At 71.1% G+C, this 20743-nt stretch carries 16 protein-coding genes and 1 riboswitch; of the genes, 11 read left to right on the top strand and 5 right to left on the bottom strand.

All coding sequences use genetic code 11. From position 1 onward, the window contains the following. The first annotated feature begins 248 nt into the window (after positions 1 to 248). On the top strand, positions 249 to 1307 hold the full coding sequence (locus tag ACIBKX_RS30645; protein WP_363276770.1) for a GTP-binding protein: 1059 nt from the start codon (positions 249 to 251) through the stop codon (positions 1305 to 1307). Between the two features lie 3 nt (positions 1308 to 1310). Here ACIBKX_RS30645 and ACIBKX_RS30640 read toward each other — a convergent pair whose 3' ends face one another. Continuing rightward, positions 1311 to 3764, bottom strand: a complete 2454-nt coding sequence (locus tag ACIBKX_RS30640) for a DNA topoisomerase IV subunit A (RefSeq protein ID WP_363276769.1) — start codon at positions 3762 to 3764, stop codon at positions 1311 to 1313. Positions 3765 to 4034: 270 nt separating this feature from the next. Here ACIBKX_RS30640 and ACIBKX_RS30635 point away from each other — a divergent pair, with 270 nt between their 5' ends. From ACIBKX_RS30635 to ACIBKX_RS30620, 4 genes are all read left to right on the top strand, one after another. Next, positions 4035 to 5426: a pitrilysin family protein gene (locus ACIBKX_RS30635; RefSeq protein ID WP_363276768.1), complete on the top strand. Its 1392-nt coding sequence runs from the start codon at positions 4035 to 4037 to the stop codon at positions 5424 to 5426. Beyond that, the gene (locus tag ACIBKX_RS30630; RefSeq protein WP_363276767.1) at positions 5423 to 6811 is read left to right on the top strand and encodes a pitrilysin family protein; all 1389 of its coding nucleotides are present in this window, start codon (positions 5423 to 5425) and stop codon (positions 6809 to 6811) included. The genes ACIBKX_RS30635 and ACIBKX_RS30630 overlap by 4 nt, the downstream gene beginning before the upstream one ends. Positions 6812 to 7042: 231 nt before the next feature. After that, positions 7043 to 7205, top strand: a riboswitch (cyclic di-AMP (ydaO/yuaA leader). Between the two features lie 12 nt (positions 7206 to 7217). Further along, positions 7218 to 8018, top strand: a complete 801-nt coding sequence (locus ACIBKX_RS30625; protein WP_363276766.1) for a M23 family metallopeptidase — start codon at positions 7218 to 7220, stop codon at positions 8016 to 8018. A 214-nt stretch (positions 8019 to 8232) separates the two neighbouring features. Further along, positions 8233 to 8916 (top strand): GntR family transcriptional regulator, encoded by a 684-nt coding sequence (locus ACIBKX_RS30620; protein ID WP_363276765.1) that lies wholly within the window; start codon positions 8233 to 8235, stop codon positions 8914 to 8916. A 185-nt stretch (positions 8917 to 9101) separates the two neighbouring features. On the opposite strand, the gene ACIBKX_RS30615 is transcribed toward ACIBKX_RS30620, so the two are convergent. Then, positions 9102 to 9383 (bottom strand): HPr family phosphocarrier protein, encoded by a 282-nt coding sequence (locus ACIBKX_RS30615; protein WP_190085156.1) that lies wholly within the window; start codon positions 9381 to 9383, stop codon positions 9102 to 9104. Positions 9384 to 9520: 137 nt separating this feature from the next. Here ACIBKX_RS30615 and ACIBKX_RS30610 point away from each other — a divergent pair, with 137 nt between their 5' ends. The 4 genes from ACIBKX_RS30610 (at position 9521) to ACIBKX_RS30595 (ending at position 14988) form a co-directional block, all read left to right on the top strand. Continuing rightward, positions 9521 to 12403: a GNAT family N-acetyltransferase gene (locus tag ACIBKX_RS30610; protein WP_363276764.1), complete on the top strand. Its 2883-nt coding sequence runs from the start codon at positions 9521 to 9523 to the stop codon at positions 12401 to 12403. A gap of 86 nt (positions 12404 to 12489) precedes the next feature. Next, entirely contained in the window at positions 12490 to 13086 is a 597-nt protein-coding gene (locus ACIBKX_RS30605) for a DUF5998 family protein (protein WP_363276763.1), read from the top strand. Continuing rightward, positions 13086 to 14279, top strand: a complete 1194-nt coding sequence (locus ACIBKX_RS30600) for a nucleotide pyrophosphatase/phosphodiesterase family protein (RefSeq protein ID WP_363276762.1) — start codon at positions 13086 to 13088, stop codon at positions 14277 to 14279. Before ACIBKX_RS30605 ends, ACIBKX_RS30600 begins: the two co-directional genes overlap by 1 nt. A 58-nt stretch (positions 14280 to 14337) precedes the next feature. Further along, positions 14338 to 14988, top strand: a complete 651-nt coding sequence (locus ACIBKX_RS30595) for a thymidine kinase (protein ID WP_363276761.1) — start codon at positions 14338 to 14340, stop codon at positions 14986 to 14988. Positions 14989 to 15022: 34 nt separating this feature from the next. Here ACIBKX_RS30595 and ACIBKX_RS30590 read toward each other — a convergent pair whose 3' ends face one another. Beyond that, positions 15023 to 16495, bottom strand: coding sequence for an NCS2 family permease (locus tag ACIBKX_RS30590; protein ID WP_363276760.1), 1473 nt, complete (start codon positions 16493 to 16495; stop codon positions 15023 to 15025). Positions 16496 to 16769: 274 nt separating this feature from the next. Between ACIBKX_RS30590 and ACIBKX_RS30585 the strand changes: the two genes are divergently transcribed. Beyond that, positions 16770 to 17444: a helix-turn-helix transcriptional regulator gene (locus tag ACIBKX_RS30585; RefSeq protein ID WP_363276759.1), complete on the top strand. Its 675-nt coding sequence runs from the start codon at positions 16770 to 16772 to the stop codon at positions 17442 to 17444. 36 nt (positions 17445 to 17480) lie between these two features. On the opposite strand, the gene ACIBKX_RS30580 is transcribed toward ACIBKX_RS30585, so the two are convergent. Then, entirely contained in the window at positions 17481 to 18299 is an 819-nt protein-coding gene (locus tag ACIBKX_RS30580) for a VOC family protein (RefSeq protein WP_363276758.1), read from the bottom strand. 321 nt (positions 18300 to 18620) lie between these two features. On the opposite strand from ACIBKX_RS30580, the gene ACIBKX_RS30575 reads away from it, so the two are divergent. Further along, positions 18621 to 19472, top strand: coding sequence for a sulfurtransferase (locus ACIBKX_RS30575; protein WP_363276757.1), 852 nt, complete (start codon positions 18621 to 18623; stop codon positions 19470 to 19472). 103 nt (positions 19473 to 19575) lie between these two features. Here ACIBKX_RS30575 and sepH read toward each other — a convergent pair whose 3' ends face one another. Next, entirely contained in the window at positions 19576 to 20691 is a 1116-nt protein-coding gene (sepH, locus tag ACIBKX_RS30570) for a septation protein SepH (RefSeq protein ID WP_363276756.1), read from the bottom strand. Positions 20692 to 20743 lie beyond the last annotated feature (52 nt).

Here is a 20743-nt window from a genome sequence, read left to right as displayed (position 1 = left end):
GTGCCCAATGTGTGCCCCGCGAGCGCCGCTAACAATCGTTCACTTCGCGGGGCTTCTACGCGCACATATCCTGGGGCCGTCTTCATTCGTCGTACGGGCACCGGACCTGGTCACGGGGTGCACATTCGGACCGCGGGATTCAGGCGAGTGCGGGACGCCGAAAGTGAATGTGTCCAGCAGACATCAAGGTGTCCAGCAGTCATCAACGTATCCAGCAGTCATCAACGTATCCATGCGAGAGGCCGCACGTGAGCAAGCAGCAGATCCCGGTCGTCGTCCTCACCGGCTTCCTGGGGTCTGGCAAGACGACCCTGCTCAACCATCTGCTGCACCGCAGCGGAGGCAGCCGTGTCGCGGCCGTCGTCAATGACTTCGGGTCGATCGAGATCGATGCCATGGCGGTCGCCGGGCAGCTCGGTGACTCGACCGTCTCGCTGGGCAACGGGTGCCTGTGCTGTGCCGTGGATGCCAGTGAGCTCGACGTGTATCTGGACAAGCTTGCTCAGCCCTCCGCCCGGATCGACGTCATCGTCATCGAGGCCAGCGGGCTCGCCGAGCCGCAGGAGCTCGTGAAGATGGTGCTCGCCAGCGAGAACCCGGGCATCGTCTACGGAGGGCTCGTCGAGGTCGTCGACGCCGCCGAGTTCGACGCCACGCGGGAGCGGCACCCCGAGGTCGACCGGCATCTCGGGATCGCCGATCTCGTCGTCGTCAACAAGGCCGACCGGGTCTCCGACGAGGAGCGTGAGCGGGTCCTCGGGGTGGTCCGGGAGCTTGCCGGTCGCGCCGCCGTGGTGCCCGCCTCGTACGGACGCGTCGACGTGGAGCTGCTCCTCGACCGCAAGCCCGTGGGGGAGCGGGTCGGGCAGCTCTCCTTTGACGACCTGCACAGCCATTCGCACGGCGACGACGGGCACCACGACCATCTGCACGCCGCCTACGAAAGCATCGCCTTCACCTCCGAAGTGCCGCTCGGGCCCCGCCCCTTGATGGCCCTCCTCGACAGCAGGCCCGAGGGGCTCTACCGGATCAAGGGGTACGTCGATTTCGGTGCCGCCGATCCGGGGAACCGGTACGCCGTGCATGCCGTGGGGCGGTTTCTGCGGTTCTACCCCGAGCCGTGGGCGGCCGGGGAGGCCCGGCTGACCCAGCTCGTGCTCATCGGGTCCGGCATCGACGTACCGGCCCTGGAGAAGGAGCTCGAAGCCTGTCGTGAGTACGCCCCACAGGCCGACGAGCATGGCATGTGGGGCGTACTCAGGTACGTACAGGAGCCGGAGGCCGAGGAGGCGGCGCGGGCGGAGTGACGCCTACGCCGGGCCCGCCACCGCCGCCACCGGCTTCGCCAGGGAGACTCCCGAGCCGTCGCGGCGCGGGTCGATCTCCGGCAGCTCCGCCGGCAGGCCGCTGCGCTGGGCCGCGAGCGGCGGCGTCGGGCCCGCCCACGCGAAGCTCAGGCAGTCCTCGCCCTTCAGGAAGCGCTGGACGCGCACGCCGCCCGTGGCCCGGCCCTTGCGCGGGTACTGGTCGAACGGGGTCACCTTGGCCGTCGTCTGCACCGAGTCGTCGAGCGTGCCGCGCGAGCCCGCCACCGTGAAGACCACCGCGTCCACGGCCGGGTCCACCGCCGTGAAGGAGATGACCTTCACGCCCTCGGCGAGCTTGATGCCGGCCATGCCGCCCGCCGGGCGGCCCTGCGGACGGACCTGCGAGGCCTGGTAGCGAAGGAGCTGGGCGTCGTCCGTGATGAAGACGAGGTCCTCCTCGCCGGTGCGCAGCTCGGCCGCGCCGACGATCCGGTCACCGTCCTTGAGGGTGATGACCTCCAGCTCCTCCTTGTTGGACGGATAGTCCGGGACGACCCGCTTGACCACGCCCTGCTCGGTGCCGAGCGCGAGGCCCGGCGAGGACTCGTCCAGGGTCATCAGGCAGATCAGCTTCTCGTCCTTCTCCAGGGAGAGCAGCTCCGAGACCGGCGCGCCTCCGGAGAGGTTGGGCGCGCCCGCCGTCTCCGGGAGCTGCGGCAGGTCCACCACCGCCAGGCGCAGCAGCCGTCCCTCGGACGTCACAGCGCCCACCTCGCCGCGCGCGGTCGCCGGCACGGCGGAGACGATCACGTCGTGCTTCACGCGCTTCGTGTCGCCGTCGGCGAACGGCTCGCCATTGGCCGTACGCGCCAGGAGACCCGTCGACGAGAGGAGCACACGGCACGGGTCGTCCGCGACCTGGAGGGACACCGCGGGGGCGGGGCTGCCCGACGACTCCAGGAGGACCGTGCGCCGGTCGGTGCCGAACTTCTTGGCCACGGCGGCCAGTTCGGAGGAGACCAGCATGCGCAGCTCGGCGTCCGACTCCAGGATGCGGGTCAGCTCGTCGATCTCGGCCTTGAGCTTGTCGCGCTCGGACTCCAGCTCGATGCGGTCGAACTTGGTGAGGCGGCGCAGCGGCGTGTCCAGGATGTACTGCGTCTGGATCTCGCTCAGCGAGAAGCGCTCCATCAGGCGCTCCTTGGCCTGCGCCGAGTTCTCGCTGGAGCGGATGAGGCGGATGACCTCGTCGATGTCCAGGAGGGCGACCAGGAGACCCTCGACCAGGTGCAGACGGTCGCGCTTCTTGCCGCGTCGGAACTCGCTGCGGCGGCGCACCACGTCGAAGCGGTGGTCGAGATAGACCTCCAGGAGTTCCTTGAGGCCGAGCGTGAGGGGCTGTCCGTCGACCAGCGCCACGTTGTTGATGCCGAAGGACTCCTCCATCGGCGTCAGTTTGTAGAGCTGCTCCAGGACGGCCTCGGGCACGAAGCCGTTCTTGATCTCGATGACCAGGCGCAGGCCGTGCGCGCGGTCCGTGAGGTCCTTGACGTCGGCGATGCCCTGCAGCTTCTTCGAGCCGACCAGGTCCTTGATCTTGGAGATGACCTTCTCGGGGCCGACGGTGAACGGCAGTTCGGTGACGACCAGGCCCTTGCGGCGCGCCGTCACGCTCTCCACGGTGACCGTCGCGCGGATCTTGAAGGTGCCGCGGCCCGCGGCGTACGCGTCCTTGATGCCGCCGAGGCCGACGATCCGGCCGCCCGTGGGCAGGTCGGGGCCCGGCACGAACTTCATCAGCGTCTCGAGGTCGGCCCCCGGGTGCTTGATCAGATGGCGGGCGGCCGCGATGACCTCGCCCAGGTTGTGCGGCGGCATGTTCGTCGCCATGCCGACCGCGATGCCCGAGGCGCCGTTGACCAGGAGGTTCGGGTACGCCGCCGGGAGGGCTACCGGCTCCATCTCCTGGCCGTCGTAGTTCGGCTCGAAGTCGACCGTGTTCTCGTCGATCGACTCCGTCATCAGGGACGTCGCGTCGGCCATCCGGCATTCGGTGTACCGCATGGCGGCGGGCGGGTCGTCGTTGCCCAGCGAACCGAAGTTGCCGTGGCCGTCCACCAGCGGGAGCCGCATGGAGAAGGGCTGGGCCATGCGGACCAGCGCGTCGTAGATCGACGCGTCGCCGTGCGGGTGCAACTTACCCATGACCTCGCCGACGACGCGGGCGCACTTCACATAGCCGCGGTCGGGGCGCAGGCCCATCTCGTTCATCTGGTACACGATCCGGCGGTGCACCGGCTTCATGCCGTCGCGGGCGTCCGGCAGGGCACGCGAGTAGATGACCGAATACGCGTACTCGAGGAAGGAGCCCTGCATCTCGTCGACGACGTCGATGTCGAGGATCTTCTCCTCGAACGAGTCGTCGGGCGGCGGGGTCTTCGTGCTGCGGCGGGCCATCGCTGCTGCGGCTCCTTCACGGTGTCTGCCAGGGCATCAACGGGATCTGACGCCGACCATTGTGGACTGTCCCACTGACAACGCCGACCACGACCCGGACTTCGGGGGCGACTACGCCGAGCGCGGAGCGGGAACTTCACAGGTTGTCGGCACGCTTGCATACAGTGGCAGGACCGGCAGAACTTCCAGCTTCTGCGTACTTCCAGCTTTTGTGCACATCCGGCTTCCGGCCTTTGCGCACATCCAGTTTCCGCGATCGAAGGGACGTACATGCCCATGGGTCACACGGCCACGGCCGAGGCCGGCTCCGGCGGCCTGACAGCGACCGAGCACCGGCTGGCCAACGGCCTGCGTGTGGTGCTCTCCGAGGACCACCTGACCCCGGTCGCCGCGGTCTGCCTCTGGTACGACGTCGGCTCGCGCCACGAGGTCAAGGGCCGTACGGGCCTTGCGCACCTCTTCGAGCACCTCATGTTCCAGGGCTCCAAGCAGGTGCAGGGCAACGGCCACTTCGAGCTGGTGCAGGGCGCCGGCGGCTCGCTGAACGGCACCACGAGCTTCGAGCGCACCAACTACTTCGAGACGATGCCCACGCACCAGCTCGAGCTGGCCCTGTGGCTGGAAGCCGACCGGATGGGCTCGCTGCTCACCGCGCTCGACGACGAGTCGATGGAGAACCAGCGGGACGTCGTGAAGAACGAGCGCCGCCAGCGCTACGACAACGTCCCCTACGGCACGGCCTTCGAGAAGCTGACCGCGCTCTCGTACCCCGAGGGCCACCCGTACCACCACACGCCGATCGGCTCCATGGCCGACCTGGACGCGGCGACGCTGGAGGACGCGCGGAACTTCTTCCGTACGTACTACGCGCCCAACAACGCGGTCCTCTCCGTAGTGGGCGACATCGACCCGGAGCAGACGCTCGCCTGGGTCGAGAAGTACTTCGGCTCCATCCCCTCGCACGACGGCAAGCAGCCGCCGCGCGACGGCTCGCTGCCCGACATCATCGGCAAGGAGCTGCGCGAGGTCGTCGAGGAAGAGGTCCCGGCCCGCGCCCTGATGGCCGCCTACCGCCTCCCGGAGGACGGCACGCGCGCGTGCGACGCGGCCGACCTCGCGCTCACGGTCCTCGGCAGCGGCGAGTCGTCCCGGCTCTACAACCGGCTCGTGCGCCGCGACCGTACCGCTGTGGCGGCCGGATTCGGCCTGCTGCGCCTCGCCGGTGCGCCCTCGCTGGGCTGGCTGGACGTGAAGACGTCCGGTGACGTCGAGGTCCCCGTCATCGAGGCCGCCGTCGACGAGGAGCTGGCCCGCTTCGCGGAGGAGGGCCCCACCGCCGAGGAGATGGAGCGCGCCCAGGCCCAGCTGGAGCGCGAGTGGCTCGACCGGCTCGGCACGGTCGCGGGCCGCGCCGACGAACTGTGCCGGTACGCGGTTCTGTTCGGCGACCCGCAGCTGGCCCTCACCGCCGTCCAGCGGGTCCTCGACGTGACCGCGGAGGAGGTGCGGGAGGCCGCCGCGGCCCGGCTGCGCCCGGACAACCGCGCTGTGCTCGTGTACGAACCCGCCGAGAGCACCGAGAGCGCCGAGCCCACCGCCGCTGCCGACGGCTCCGAAGACGCAGCCGAAGGCACCGAAGAGGAAGAGGAGGCGGCGAAGTGACCGAGGCCGTCGCGACCATGGAGTTCCACCCCCGGCCCCAGGCCGGCACCGCCAGGCCCTGGGCCTTCCCCGCCCCCGAGCGCGCCACGCTGGCCAACGGCCTCACGGTGCTGCGCTGCCACCGCCCCGGCCAGCAGGTCGTCGCCGTGGAGATCCACCTGGAGGCGCCGCTCGACGCCGAGCCCGCGGGCCTCGACGGCGTCGCCACCATCATGGCGAGGGCCTTCACCGAAGGCACCGACAAGCACTCGGCCGAGGAGTTCGCCGCCGAACTGGACCGCTGCGGCGCCACGTTGGACGCACACGCCGACCACCCCGGCGTCCGGGTGTCCCTCGAAGTCCCGGTCTCCCGGCTCCCCAAGGCGCTCGGCCTGCTCGCCGACGCCCTGCGGGCCCCCGCCTTCGCGGACAGCGAGATCGAGCGCCTCGTGGCCAACCGCCTGGACGAGATCCCGCACGAGGCCGCCAACCCGGCGCGCCGCGCTGCCAAGGAGCTCTCCAGGCAGCTCTTCCCGGCCACCTCGCGCATGTCGCGCCCCCGCCAGGGCACCGAGGAGACGGTCACGGCCATCGACTCGGCCGCGGTGCGCGCCTTCTACGAGAAGCACGTCCGTCCCGCCACGGCGACCGTCGTCGTCGTGGGCGACCTGACCGGCACCGATCTGGACGCCGTCCTCGCCGACACCCTCGGCGCCTGGACGGGCGGCACGGCCGAGCCGCGTCCGGTGCCGCCGGTGACCGCCGACGACACCGGGCGCGTCGTCATCGTGGACCGCCCCGGAGCCGTCCAGACGCAGCTCCTGATCGGCCGTATCGGCGCCGACCGGCACGACCGCGTCTGGCCCGCCCAGGTCCTCGGGACGTACTGCCTGGGCGGCACCCTCACCTCCCGTCTGGACCGCGTCCTGCGCGAGGAGAAGGGATACACCTACGGTGTACGGGCGTTCGCGCAGGTGCTGCGCTCCGCCCCGGACGGCACCGGCGCCGCGATGCTCGCCATCAGCGGCTCCGTGGACACCGAGTCGACGGGCCCGGCCCTCGGCGACCTGTGGAAGGTGCTGCGCACTCTCGCCGCCGAAGGCCTCACGGACGCCGAGCGCGACGTGGCCGTGCAGAACCTGGTGGGCGTGGCCCCGCTCAAGTTCGAGATGGCGGCGTCCGTCGCGGCCACCCTCGCCGACCAGGTCGAGCAGCACCTGCCGGACGACTTCCAGGCGCAGCTGTACCGGCAGTTGGCCGCGACCGGCACCGTGGAGGCCACCGCCGCCGTCGTGAACGCCTTCCCGGGCGACCGGCTCGTGACGATCCTCGTCGGCGACGCGGCGCGGATCGAGGAGCCCGTCAAGGCGCTCGGCATCGGCGAAGTGAGTGTGGTCACGGGCTGAGTTCCGGCACGGACCGGTGCCGGTAGGGGCTGAGTGACAGTCAGGACATAACGGGACCCCAGTGGCGAGAATTGGCCACTGGGGTCCTCATATGTCCGAATTGACATGGAGGTTACGTGTCTGACCTGTGGCGTGCGCTACAAAACCTCTGATCCGTTTGGCGATGGAAAGACGCCCCGCTTAGCGTCTGGTCCGACTGTTCGTCATGCAGTACGCCGCACCCGCGGCACCGGACAGTCATCGCCGAGTCCCCGTACGGCGCGAGCCAGGGGAGCCGGGGACCCACATGTCCCCTGGGGTGAATCGGGCACCTTGCCGCCAGGCGAGGAACCCGTAGGAGACCTTCCTGCTCCGAACCCGTCAGCTAACCCGGTAGGCGAGAGGGAAGGAAAGGACCAGCCGCTTCATGGCGTTCACCCGTGCCACCGGGAAGCACCGTCGCCCGAGCCGCCTCACGCGTACCACCGCGAACGTGGCGGGCGTCGCAGCCCTCACCACCACCGGTGTCATCGGAGGCCTGGCCGCTCCGGCGCTCGCCGCCGACGACGCGGCGGTCGAGGCCACCGGCCTGACCCAGGCCATCTCCGTGGGCGACTCGCTCGCCGCGAGCATCGACGCGCAGGCCGCCGCCCAGCAGCAGGCCGCCGACGACGCCGCTGCCGCCAAGAAGGCCGAAGAGGCCGCCAAGAAGAAGGCCGCCGAGGCCAAGCGCAAGGCGGAGGCCGAGGCGAAGGCGAAGGCCAAGAAGGAGCGCGAGGCCAAGGAGCGCGCCGCCCGCGAGGCCGAGCGCAAGCGCCTGAACAGCTACGTCTCCCCGATCACCGGCTCGTACGTCTCCACGGGCTACCAGACCGGCGGCGCCATGTGGTCCTCCGGCAGCCACACCGGCGTCGACTTCCACGCCGCGTCCGGCACCACGGTCCACGCGGTCGGCTCCGGCACCGTCGTCGAGGCCGGCTGGGGCGGCGCCTACGGCAACAACGTGGTCATCAAGATGAACGACGGCACGTACACCCAGTACGGCCACATGTCGTCCCTCAGCGTCACCGTCGGCCAGGCCGTCACGCCGGGCCAGCAGATCGGCCTCTCCGGCTCCACGGGCAACTCCAGCGGCCCGCACCTGCACTTCGAGGCCCGCACCGGCGAGGACTACGGCTCGGACATCGACCCGGTCGCCTACCTCCGGTCGCACGGCGTCAACGTCTGATCTCATTCTCCGAAAGCCCCGGCTCGTCACGAGCCGGGGCTTTCGCCGTTCCGGTCTTCCGGCACTTCCGGTCTTCCGGCCCTCCAGCCCTGCCTTTGGCCAAAAAATATCCATGGATTCCGGCCCGCCGTCGGAAATTCTGTCACTCTGCAATAGAGTCACTGAACGAGCGTCAATCGACCGCGTTTCGTGGGGATTAAGGCGGAGGTCAGTCATGCGCATTCCCGCGCACTCGGTATGCACGGCCATTCGGGACGACATCGTCTCCGGTGTCTACGAACGGGGCGGCCGGCTCACCGAGGAACTGCTCGCGCGCCGCTACGGAGTCTCCCGCGTCCCGGTGCGCGAGGCGCTGCGCACCCTGGAGGCCGAGGGGTTCGTCGTCACGCGCAGGCACGCGGGCGCGTGCGTCGCGGAGCCGACCGAGCAGGAGGCCGCCGACCTCCTGGAGATCCGCATGCTCCTGGAGCCGCTCGCCGCGGCTCGCGCCGCCCAGCGCCGCACGGACGCCCATCTCAAGGTCCTGCGCGGTCTCGTCAGGCTCGGCCAGGAGCGCTCGCGGCGCGGCGGGAGCGAGGATCTGCGCTCGCTGGGCGGCTGGTTCCACGAGACGCTCGCCCAGTCCTCCGGCAGCCCGGGCCTGACCGCCCTGCTCACCCAGCTCCGGCACAAGATCGCCTGGATGTACGTCGTCGCATCGCCCGCTCTGCCCGCGGAGTCCTGGGCGGAACACGCCGGGATCGTCGACGCGGTCGCCCGCGGGGACGCGGAACGGGCCAGGGCGCTCACCGCGCAGCACACGGAACGGGCGACGGCGGCGCACCGGCTGCGATTTCCGCCGCGGGCGGGCGTGAGGGATTCGCAACATGCCGTAAACACGGTGAGCCTTCAGACTTAACGAGGGCGCCGTATACAAAGAGGTGTCAATTGGGCGGCTAATTCCGCTGCCCTGATTTCGCGACCTTTGGCTGCGCGCGGCCGGGATTTCCCGTGAAGGGCGTCCGGGCTTTCTTGCGAATGCACGGAAGGGCCCGCCCCCTTTTACGGGGCGGGCCCTTCCGCGTGCGCGTACGGCAGTCGTCGTCAGACGGTCTCGGGGAGTTCCTCGAGGCCGTCCGCGACCAGCTTCGCCAGGCGGTCGAGGGCGGCGTCCGCACCCTCGGCGTCGGAGGCGAGCACGATCTCCTCGCCGCCCTGCGCACCGAGGCCGAGCACCGCGAGCATGGAAGCGGCGTTGACGGGGTTGCCGTCAGCCTTGGCGATCGTCACGGGGACGCCGGCGGCGGTGGCCGCGCGGACGAAGATGGAGGCGGGTCGGGCGTGGAGGCCCTCGGCCCAGCCGACGTTGACGCGGCGCTCAGCCATGTGTTGCTGCCCTTCCAGGTGTCTCACAGTTGTCTAGACCAGTCTCTCATGCCGTCGCGAGTGCTCCGCCGGCCGCAGGTCCGTCTCCCGTCGACGGTACCCGGCCAAGACGGCCGCGCGACCCGTACGCTTGCCCCATGCAGACCCCGTCGGACCGGCACGCATACCCCGCCCACTGGGAGGCCGACGTCGTGCTGCGAGACGGGGGAACGGCCCGGATCAGGCCCATCACGGCCGAGGACGCGGACCGTCTGGTCAGCTTCTACGAGCAGGTCTCGGACGAGTCGAAGTACTACCGCTTCTTCGCCCCCTACCCCCGCCTGTCCGCCAAGGACGTGCACCGCTTCACCCATCACGACCACGTGGACCGGGTGGGACTCGCGGCCACGGTGGGCGGCGAGTTCATCGCCACCGTGCGCTTCGACCGCATCGACGAACGCGGCATGTCCGCGAGCGCGCCCGCCGACGAGGCGGAGGTCGCCTTCCTCGTGCAGGACGCCCACCAGGGCAGGGGAGTGGCCTCCACGCTCCTCGAACACATCGCCGCCGTCGCCAGGGAGCGCGGCATCCGGCGCTTCGCCGCCGAGGTGCTGCCCGCCAACACCAAGATGATCAAGGTGTTCACGGACGCGGGGTACCAGCAGAAGCGCAGCTTCGAGGACGGTGTCGTACGCCTCGAATTCGATCTGGAGCCGACCGACCGCTCGCTCGCCGTGCAGCGGGCCCGTGAGCAGCGCGCGGAGGCGCGGTCCGTGCAGCGGCTGCTCACCCCCGGTTCGGTGGCGGTGATCGGCGTCGGGCGGACGCCCGGAGGCGTGGGGCGCAGCGTGCTGCGCAACCTCCAGGAGGCCGGGTTCGCCGGCAGCGTGTACGCGGTGAACGGCGCGTTCACCGAGGGCGAGGTGATCGACGGGGTCCCGGCGCACCGCTCCGTGGCGGACATCGAGGAGCCGGTGGACCTCGCGGTGGTCGCCGTGCCCGCCGAGCGGGTGCCCCAGGTCGTCGCAGAGTGTGGCGAGCGCGGGGTGCGCGGTCTGGTGGTCGTCTCCGCCGGGTACGCCGAGAGCGGCGCCGAGGGGCGCGAGCGGCAGCGGGAGCTGGTGCGCCAGGCCCGGTCGTACGGGATGCGGATCATCGGACCCAACGCCTTCGGAGTCATCAACACCTCTCCGGAGACACGCCTCAACGCCTCGCTCGCCCCGGAGGCGCCCGCGCGGGGGCGGATCGGTCTGTTCACGCAGTCCGGGGCGATCGGCATCGCGCTGCTGTCCGGGCTGCACCGGCGCGGTGCGGGCCTTTCCACGTTCGTCGGGTCCGGCAACCGCGCGGACGTGTCCGGCAACGACGTCCTCCAGTACTGGTACGAGGATCCGGACACCGATGTCGCCCTGATGTATCTGGAGTCCATCGGCAACCCCCGCAAGTTCACCCGGCTCGCGCGGCGGGCCTCGGCCGCGAAGCCGCTCGTCGTGGTGCAGGGGGCCAGGCACAGCGGGATCGCGCCCCTGGGGCATGCCGTGCAGGCGACGCGGCTTCCGCATGCCACGGTGTCGGCGCTGCTGCGCCAGGCGGGGGTCATCCGGGTCGACACGGTCACGGAGATGGTGGACGCGGGGCTGCTGCTCGCGGGGCAGCCGTTGCCCGCCGGGCCGCGGGTGGCGATCCTGGGGAACTCGGAGTCCCTCGGGCTTCTTACGTACGACGCGTGTGTCGCCGACGGGCTACGGCCGTTGCCGCCGGTGGATCTGACGACGGGGGCCGCTCCCGCCGACTTCCGGGCCGCGCTTGCCGAGGCGCTGTCCGACGAGACCTGTGACGCCGTGGTCGTCAACGCGATTCCCTGGGTACGGGAGGACGGGGTCACCGCCTCTCCGGAGACGCTGGCCGGTGAGTTGCGCGCCGCCACCGAGGGGTGTCCGGCGAAGCCGGTGGCCGTCGTGCACGTCGAGCTGGGCGGCCTCGCCGAGGCGCTGTCAGCTGCCGCGAGCACTCGCCCTGACGCCGCTGTATCGGCACCCCGCACTGGAGGCGGTGCCCACCCTTCCCCAAGCTCTCAACTTCGTCCGGGCGGGGGAGACCCCACTCGCCCTGCGGAACCCCCGCCCACAGCCCCAGCCCCAGACGCAATCGACGCGCCCCCCGCCGACCAGTACCGCATCCCCGCCTACCCCGCCGCCGAGCGGGCCGTTCGGGCGCTCTCTGAAGCCGTCAAGTACGCCCAGTGGCGGCGTGAGGCCGCCGAGCCCGGGAAGGTGTACGAGTACGAGGACATCGACGAGGGCGGGGCCGCGCGGCAGATCGGTGAGCTGCTCGCCAAGGACGACGACCCCCGTGGTGCCACCCTCGCCCCCGCAGACGCCCACGAGCTGCTCGGGCGGTACGGCATCGTCGTACGCGAGGCGCTGCCCGCACCGGACCCGGACGCCGCAGTGGCCGCCGCCCGCACGCTCGGTTATCCCGTCGCCCTGAAGACCACGGCCCCGCATCTGCGGCACCGCGCGGACCTCGGCGGAGTGCGGCTCGACCTCGCGGACGAGGAGCAACTGCGCCGGGCGTACCGGGAGCTGACCGACACCTTCGGCACGCCCGCCGAGCTGCGGCCCGTCGTCCAGGCGATGGTGCCCCGAGGAGTCGACACCGTCGTCCGCGCGGTCATCGACCCGGCCGCCGGAGCCGTGCTCTCCTTCGGACTCGCCGGAGCCGCGTCGGAGCTGCTCGGCGACACCGGGCACCGGCTGATCCCGGTCACCGAGCGCGACGCGGGCTCGCTGGTCAGGTCGATCCGGACCGCACCGCTCCTGTTCGGCTGGCGCGGCTCGGCGCCCGTGGACACCCCGGCGCTCGAAGAGCTGCTGCAGCGGGTCTCCCGGCTCGTGGACGATCACCCCGAAGTGGTCGCCGTCGCCCTGGAGCCCGTGGTCGTCGCCCAGCGCGGCCTCTCCGTGCTCGGCGCGTCCGTGCGGCTCGCCCCCGCCCCGGCCCGCAGCGACCTCGGCCCGCGGGCGCTTCCCGGCTACTGAGGCGGCCATCCAGGGGCGCTCCAGCGGCCACCAAGCTGCCATCAAGCGGCCACTGGGGCACCGTGCGGCCTCCGGCGGGCCGTAGGATGGACGGCATGGCAAAGACCGGTACGACGACCCAGGGGCTGCGCGCGGCGATCGAGCGCAGCGGCTACTACCCGGCCCTCGTGGCCGAGGCGGTGGAGGCCGCGATCGGCGGCGAGACCATCGGGTCGTACCTGGTCCACCAGGAGACCACGTTCGACGCGAACGAGGTGCGCCGGCATGTGACCGTCCTCGTCCTGACGGGCACCCGCTTCATCGTCAGCCACACGGATGAGCAGGCGGCGGACAGCACGTCCCCGACGCCGTACGCGACGACCTCCACGGAGTCCGTGAAGATCGGCCGGATCTCCTCCGTCGTGGTCAGCCGGGTCGTCGCCAACCCGGAGAAGTACGTCCCCGGCTCGCTGCCCCGTGAGGTCGTCCTCACCATCGGCTGGGGCGCCGTCGCGCGCCTCGACCTGGAGCCCGCCGCCTGCGGCGACCCCAACTGCGAGGCGGACCACGGCTACACCGGCAGCTCGACCGCCGACGACCTGAGCCTGCGGGTCAGCGAGGCGGGCGACGGCCCCGACACCGTGCGTCAGACCCTGGCCTTCGCCCAGGCGCTGTCCGAGGCGACCGCGGACACCGCCCGCTGATGTCGCTGCCCGCCTGGGACGACGTACAGCCGCTCGCCCTCGACACCGCGCCCCTGCCCGAGTACGGGGCGGGCTCGCTCGCCGATCTGCTGCCCACGCTGGTCGCCCACCAGGGCGTGCAGGGCTATGCACCCGTCATCGACGAACTCGCCCCCGCCGACCGGAACTGCGTCTTCCTGATCGACGGCCTCGGCTGGCAGCAGCTGCTCGCCCACCCCGACGAGGCGCCCTTCATGGCCTCGCTCATCGGCTCGTCCCGCGGCGGCACGGGCCGGCCGATCACCGCCGGGTTCCCGGCGACCACCGCCACCTCCCTGGCCTCGGTCGGCACGGGCCTGCCGCCCGCCGCGCACGGCCTGCCCGGCTACACGGCGCGCAACCCCGCCACCGGCGAGCTGATGAACCAGCTGCGCTGGAACCCCTGGACGGACCCGCGCGCGTGGCAGCCGTACCCGACGGTGTTCCAGCAGGCCCACGCGGCCGGCGTGCACACCGCCCAGGTCTCGTCGCCGACCTTCGAGAACACCCCGCTCACCAAGATCGCCCTGAGCGGCGGCACCTTCCGGGGCAAGCTCTCCGGAGAGGACCGGATGGACCTCGCCGCCCAGCAACTGGGCGCCGGGGACCGCTCCTTGGTCTACACGTACTACGCGGAGGTCGACGGCAAGGGGCACCGCTTCGGGGTGGACTCCGACGCCTGGCGCGGCCAGCTCATGTACGTCGACCGGCTCGTCCAGCGCCTGGCCGAGCAGCTCCCGCCGCGCAGCGCCCTGTACGTCACCGCCGACCACGGCATGCTCGACATCCCCTTCGACGAGCAGTCCCGCATCGACTTCGACGAGGACTGGGAGCTGCGGGCCGGTGTCGCGCTGCTCGGCGGCGAGGGCCGGGCACGGCATGTGTACGCGGTGCCGGGCGCCGAGAACGACGTACTGACCGTCTGGCGCGAGGTGCTCGGCGAGCAGTTCTGGGTGGCGAGCCGGGACGAGGCGATCGAGGCGGGCTGGTTCGGCGCGCCCGGCGTCTGCGACGAGCGGGTGTACGGGCGGATCGGCGACGTCATCGCGGCGGCCCACGACGACGTCGCGATCATCGCCACCGAGAAGGAGCCGAAGGAGTCCGCCCTGGTGGGCATGCACGGCTCCCTGACCCCCGTCGAGCAGCTCGTGCCCCTCCTCGAAGTACGCTCCTGACCGACTCCCGCACTTCGCCCGCCTGCACCCCGTACGCCTCGAAAGGCCTCAACTCCCCATGCCCGAGCTGGTGTTCTTCTCCGGAACGATGGACTGCGGAAAGAGCACGCTGGCTCTGCAGATCGAGCACAACCGCTCGGCCCGCGGCCTCAAGGGGATGATCTTCACGCGTGACGACCGCGCGGGCGAGGGCAAGCTCTCCTCGCGGCTCGGTCTGGTGACGGACGCGGTCGAGGCCGCCGAGGACATGGACCTGTACGGGCATCTGGTGGAGCAGATGTCGCACGGGGGCAGGGTCGACTACGTGATCGTGGACGAGGCGCAGTTCCTGGCGCCGGGGCAGATCGACCAGCTGGCACGGATCGTCGACGACCTGGATCTGGACGTGTTCGCGTTCGGCATCACCACGGACTTCCGCACCAAGCTCTTCCCCGGTTCGCAGCGGCTGATCGAGCTGGCGGACCGGATAGAGACGCTCCAGGTCGAGGCGATGTGCTGGTGCGGCGCCCGTGCCACGCACAACGCCCGTACGGCGCGCGGGGAGATGGTGGTCGAGGGCGAGCAGGTCGTCGTCGGCGACGTCGACCGGGTGGCCGAGGAGGTCGGCTACGAAGTGCTGTGCCGACGCCACCACCGCCGGCGGATGACGAGCGCGGCGGCGCGGGCCGCGGCGCTTTCGCCGGACGTGCTGCCGGTCACCTCCGCCTGACCTCCTGCACAGCGAGGTCAGGCGGAGCCGAGGGTCACTTGACCCCGAGCAGCTGCTCCAGCGGGTCGATGGCGAAGTAGACCAGGAAGAGGGCCGCCGTGCCCCACAGCAGCCAGTGCACCTCGCGGGCCTTGCCCAGGCAGGCCTTGATGATGACGTACGAGACGAAGCCGGCGCCGATGCCGTTGGTGATGGAGTACGTGAACGGCATGACCGCGATGGTCAGGAACGCCGGTACCGCGAGCTCGTAGCGGTCCCAGTCGATGTGCTTGACCTGGGTCATCATCAGGAACCCGACCGCGACCAGCGCGGGCGATGCGGCCTGCATGGGGACCATGGTCAGGACCGGGGTCAGGAACAGGGCGAGGCCGAAGAGGCCGCCGGTGATCAGGTTCGCGAAGCCGGTGCGGGCGCCTTCACCGACACCGGCCGCCGACTCGATGTACGTGGTGGCGGAGGACGCCGAGGCGGCGCCGCCCGCGACGGCCGCGGCGCCGTCGATGAGCAGCACCCGGCCGAGGCCCGGGACCTGGCCGCGCTCGTCGAGGAGACCGGCCTCGGCGGTGACGCCGACGACGGTGCCCATCGTGTCGAAGAAGTCCGACAGGATGAGCGTGAAGACGAGCAGGACCACCGTGAGGACGCTGACCTGTCCGAAGGAGCCGAACAGGTCGAAGTTGCCGAGGAGCGCGAAGTCGGGGGCGGCGACGGGCTTGTCGGGCATCGACGGCGCGGTCAGGCCCCACGACTTGATGTCGGCGAGACTGTTGACGATCACGGCGAGGACCGTGGTCACCACGATGCTGATGAGGATCGCGCCCTTCACCTTCCGGGCGAGCAGCACGACGGTGAGGAGCACGCCGAGGCAGAACACGAGCATCGGCCAGCCGGTGAGCGAGCCGGTGCCGAGCTGGACGGGCACGGTGCTGTTCGCGCTGTCCGGGACGCGGGTGACGAACCCGGCGTCGACGAAGCCGATGAACGCGATGAACAGACCGATGCCGACGCTGATGGCCTGCTTCAGGGGCTGCGGGATGGCGTGCATGATCGCCTCGCGCAGACCGGTCATCACCAGGACGCAGATCAGCAGGCCTTCGAGCACGATGAGACCCATCGCGTCGTCCCAGCTCATCAGCGGCGCGATCTGGAACGCCACGACGGCGTTGATGCCCAGGCCCGCGGCGAGGGCCAGCGGGAGATTGCCGCCGACACCCATGATCAGGGTCATCACCGCGGCCACGAGGGCCGTGGCGGTGACCAGTTGGGCCGCGTCGAGCTGATGCCCGAACTTGTCCTCGGCACTGCCGAGAATGATCGGGTTGAGCACAAGGATGTACGCCATGGTGAAGAACGTGGTGAATCCGCCGCGTATCTCCCGGCCGTACGTCGAGCCCCGTTCGGTGATGCGGAAGAACCGGTCGAGCGGGCCGCCGGGATACACCGGTGGCGAGTCGGCGGTGCCTGGCTGGCCGAACGGCCCGGACGGGCCTGTCGCGCTGGTCTTCATGGACGTTTCTCCTGGGCCGGCAGATGGGGACGTGTGACGGAGGGTCAGCGAAGGGCATGCGCACGTCATTTGTTGGAACGCACATGTGATGCCTCGCGTGCGGATCATACGGGGGGTCGTCACGCCCTCAACTTCCGCGTCATTACTGGGTAGTACGGGGCCCCCGGCCCCTTGTTTGTTCCTACGAACTTGACCGTGACGCTTACGTGAAAACCGAAGCAAAGGCGACAGGTGACGTGGAGTTAACGCCCGTAACTCCATAGTCTCTGGCCCCGTGCACCCACCACCTCCGTTCAACGCCCGGGCCGCCCGGCTGCTCCGCGAGAAGCTCGGCATGGCGCCGGGCCATGTCGCCTACGGCATGCGCGCCTCGTACGGCCTGGAGTACATCTCCCCGGACCACATCACCGCCTGGGAGCAGGGCAAGGCGGTGCCCGCGTCGAACGAGCTCGCGGCGCTGGCCGGTGCGTTGTGGTGTGCGCCCCATGAACTCATCGGCGCCCCGCGGACCTTGCGGGACCACCGGCTCGCGGGCGGTCTCGCGGTCGAGGACGTGGCGCGGGCCACCGGCCTCGACGTGCACGCCTACCAGCAGATGGAAGAGGCCAACACCTGGACGGGCAACCGGCGCCAGTCGGCCCATCTGGGGTCCGTCCTGAAGCTGCGGCCGCGGGAGTTCGTGGCCGTCACCGGCCTGGAGGAAGAGCTCGCCCGGCTTCTCGTCGAAGCGGTCGGCACGCGGTGGCAGGCGCACATCCGCTCCATCGCCAAACTGCTCTCCATGGAGCGCGGCGATCTGCAGGACCCTCTCAAGGCCATGCACCAGGAGTACCAGTCACTCCTGACGGCCACCCTCGGCCGGGTCGGCAACGCCGCCGCGTCGGGCGAGACGGGGCGGCGCTACCTGGAGGACATCGTCGACCACTTCTGGTCGCGGTTCCCCGAGTGACCGGTCCTCAGGCCAGTCCTCAGGCCAGTCCTCGGATCAGTCCTCAGGTCGGTCCTCAGAGCGTACGAGCGTGAAGACCGCGCCCTCCGGGTCCGCGACCGTCGCCACTCGCCCATGGGTGCCCACGCGCGCGGGCTTGAGCACATGGCCGCCGAGTTCCACGACCCGGTCCACCGACTCGTCCACGTCGGCCACTTCGAAGTACGTCATCCAGTGCGCGCCCCGGTCCTCCGGCAGGGCCTGGCCGACACCGTGCACCGACGCGACGGGCCGGCCGTCGACCTGGAGCGTCACATAGTCGAAGTCGGCCGAGACGACGGCCTCTTCGGAGTAGCCGAACACGGCTTCGTAGAACTTGACGACACCGGCCGTCTCCGGAGTCACCAGTTCGTTCCAGGCGGGCGCTCCGGGCTCCCCGACGATCGCGCTGCCCACATGCTCGGCCGCCTGCCAGATCCCGAACACGGCGCCCGCCGGGTCGACGGCGATGGCCATCCGCCCCGCCGCGCCCGCGTCCAGCGGGCCCACGCCGATCGTGCCGCACAGGTGCCGCACCGACTCGGCGGTCGCGTCCACGTCGTCCGATGCCATGTACGGCGTCCAGGCGATCGGCAGTTGTCGCCCCGGCGGCAACTGGCCGATCCCGGCGACCTCATGGCCGTCGAGCAGCGCCCTGACATAGGGCCCGAGCTGCTCGGGTCCCGGCCGGAACTCCCAGCCGAACAACGCTCCGTAGAACTCCTGGGTCGTGGCCAGACCGTGCGCCATCAGGCTCACCCAGCAGGGCGTGCCGGGTGCGCGGCGGACGGCCCCCACGCCGTCACGCTGACCCGTCGACCCCCGTGCCTCCGTCATCGTCACTCTCTCCTCGGCCCTTCGTGGTGGCCGCTAGGCTCCGCTGTCGAACGCGCGTGCCTTTCCCGCGCGCTTGCCCGCCCGTGCAGATGCTCGCACCACCTGTGCCGCCGCGCGTCCCGGCCGCGCCGCGTGGAGCGGCCTCGCGCGCAGGATGCCCGGTCCGCCGTTTCTCATCCGTAAACGCGTGGTTGCAGGGTGGTGTCGTTCGGCCGTACGCGGTGTGCCCGGTTCTGTACGCCGCGTGTCCGGCGGTCGTCCGGCGGAGCAGGGTAGCCGGACCCGGGCGATGCGGCCACCCCGTGCGCAAGGATGGGGCCCATGAATGCCATCATCTCCGCATCCGAACTCGCGAGCGACTTGGCGGGCGGGAATCCGCCGGTGCTGCTCGACATCCGCTGGCAGCTCAGCATGGCCAAGGCCGCGGGCGCCCCGGCCTTCGACGGGCACGCCGAATACCGCGCGGGGCACATCCCGGGCGCCGTCTTCGTCGACCTCGACGCCGATCTCGCGGGCAGGGCCGGCTCCGGCGGCCGGCACCCCCTGCCGGACGTGGAGCGTTTCGGCGCGGTGATGCGGGCGGCCGGCGTTTCGGCGGACCGTGACGTGGTCGTGTACGACGGCGGCCAGGGCTGGGCCGCGGCACGCGCCTGGTGGCTGCTGCGCTGGACGGGGCACCCCTCGGTGCGCGTGCTGGACGGCGGCCTCGCCGTCTGGACCGGGCCCCAGGAGACGGGCGACGAGCGCCCGGCGGAGGGAACCTTCACCCCCGTCACCAACACCACGGACCTGCTCGACGCCGACGCCGCCGCGTCCCTGGCCCGCTCCGGTCTGCTCCTGGACGCCCGTGCGGCGGAGCGCTACCGCGGTGACGTCGAGCCGATCGACCGCGTGGGCGGCCACATCCCGGGCGCCGTCTCCGCGCCGACCACGGAGAACGTCACGGCGGACGGCACCTTCAAGTCGGCATCGGACCTCGCGGTGCGCTTCAACTCGCTGGGCGCGTCCGAGACTTCGGAGGTTGGTGTGTACTGCGGCTCGGGCGTCTCCGGGGCGCACGAGGTGCTCGCGCTCGCGGTGGCGGGCATCCCGGCGTCGCTGTACGTCGGCTCCTGGTCGGAGTGGTCGTCGGACGAGTCCCGTCCCGTGGCCAAGGGACCGGACCCGCAGTAGTCGCGGTATTCGGTACGCGGATGGGGCCCGCACCTGAACGGTGCGGGCCCCATCCGCGTACCACTAATCGACGTACGACGAATCGACGTACTGCGAAGAAGAACTACTCCTGCTTCTTGCGGCGCGTACCGAAGACGATCTCGTCCCAGGACGGCACCGCGGCGCGTCGGCCCGGCCGCACGCCGTCGGCCTCCGCCTGGCGGTCCGTGGAGCCGACGAGGCGGTCCCGGTGGCTGGCCACCGAGCGGGGCATCAGGACGTCCGCGTAGGCGGAACCGGCGCCCGCCGAGGCGGCAGGGGGCTCCTCGGCCTCCGGCTCCTGCTCGGGCTCCTCCGCGGCGGGCGGCAGCTCCGTGGTGGTCGACGGCGCGGGGCGCTCCGGCACGACCATGTCGCCCCGGAAGCTGGGCACCGCCTCCAGGAGGCTGGTGAGAGAGTCGCGCTCCGCTTCGGAGACGGCGGCCGTGGCGCCCGTCGCCGTGCTCTCCTCCGGAGGCTCGGGGGAGGGGCCCGGCACGCTGGGGCGCTCCAACTGCCGGTCCAGGGCGCGGTCGAGGGGCCGCTCGGACGGCCGGTCGAGTGGCCTGTCGCGGGGCAGCCGGGCGATGCGCGGCACGAACGGGAAGCTGGGCTCGGGCGCGGCGATGTCGTCCGTCTCGCCGATCAGCGAGCGGGCCTCGTCGTCCACGGCCTGCACGAGCCGCCGGGGCGGGTCGTACGTCCAGCTCGCGGAGTGCGGCTCGGTCGCGACGCGGTAGACGAGCAGGACCTCCCATGTGCCGTCGTCGCGGCGCCAGGAGTCCCACTGGACGGTGTCCTTGTCGGCGCCGCGCAGCAGCAGCCGCTCGGAGACGGCCTCGCCGAGCTGGGGGCCGGTGTTCTCGCCGGGGCGGCGTACGGGTGTCTTGCGGGCCCGCTCCGCCATGAAGGCGCGCTCCGCGAGAACGGGGCCCTCGAAGCGGCGGACGCGGTCGACGGGGATTCCGGCGAGCGAGGCGACTTCCTCCGCGCTGGCACCGGCACGTATCCGTGCCTGGATGTCGCGGGGGCGGAGGTGGCTCTCCACCTCGATCTCGATCTGGCCGAGGCGCGGACGGTCGCCACGCACCGCGGCGCGCAGCCGCTCGTCGATCGGAAGCGTGTACTCCGTGCTGTCCGCAGCCTTCAGCACCAGCCGTGTGCCGTCGTTGCTGACGGCCACGACGCGCAGTTCGGGCATCGGGACCTCCCGGGTGGTGCCTGCCGACGTCACGTGCGTCGCTGCTTCCGCT

Source organism: Streptomyces sp. NPDC050658, assembly GCF_044457025.1.
In the GTDB taxonomy this organism is placed as follows: domain Bacteria; phylum Actinomycetota; class Actinomycetes; order Streptomycetales; family Streptomycetaceae; genus Streptomyces.
The sequence above is the reverse complement of the archived record's forward strand: the minus strand, read 5'-3'. Positions and strand labels throughout refer to the sequence as shown.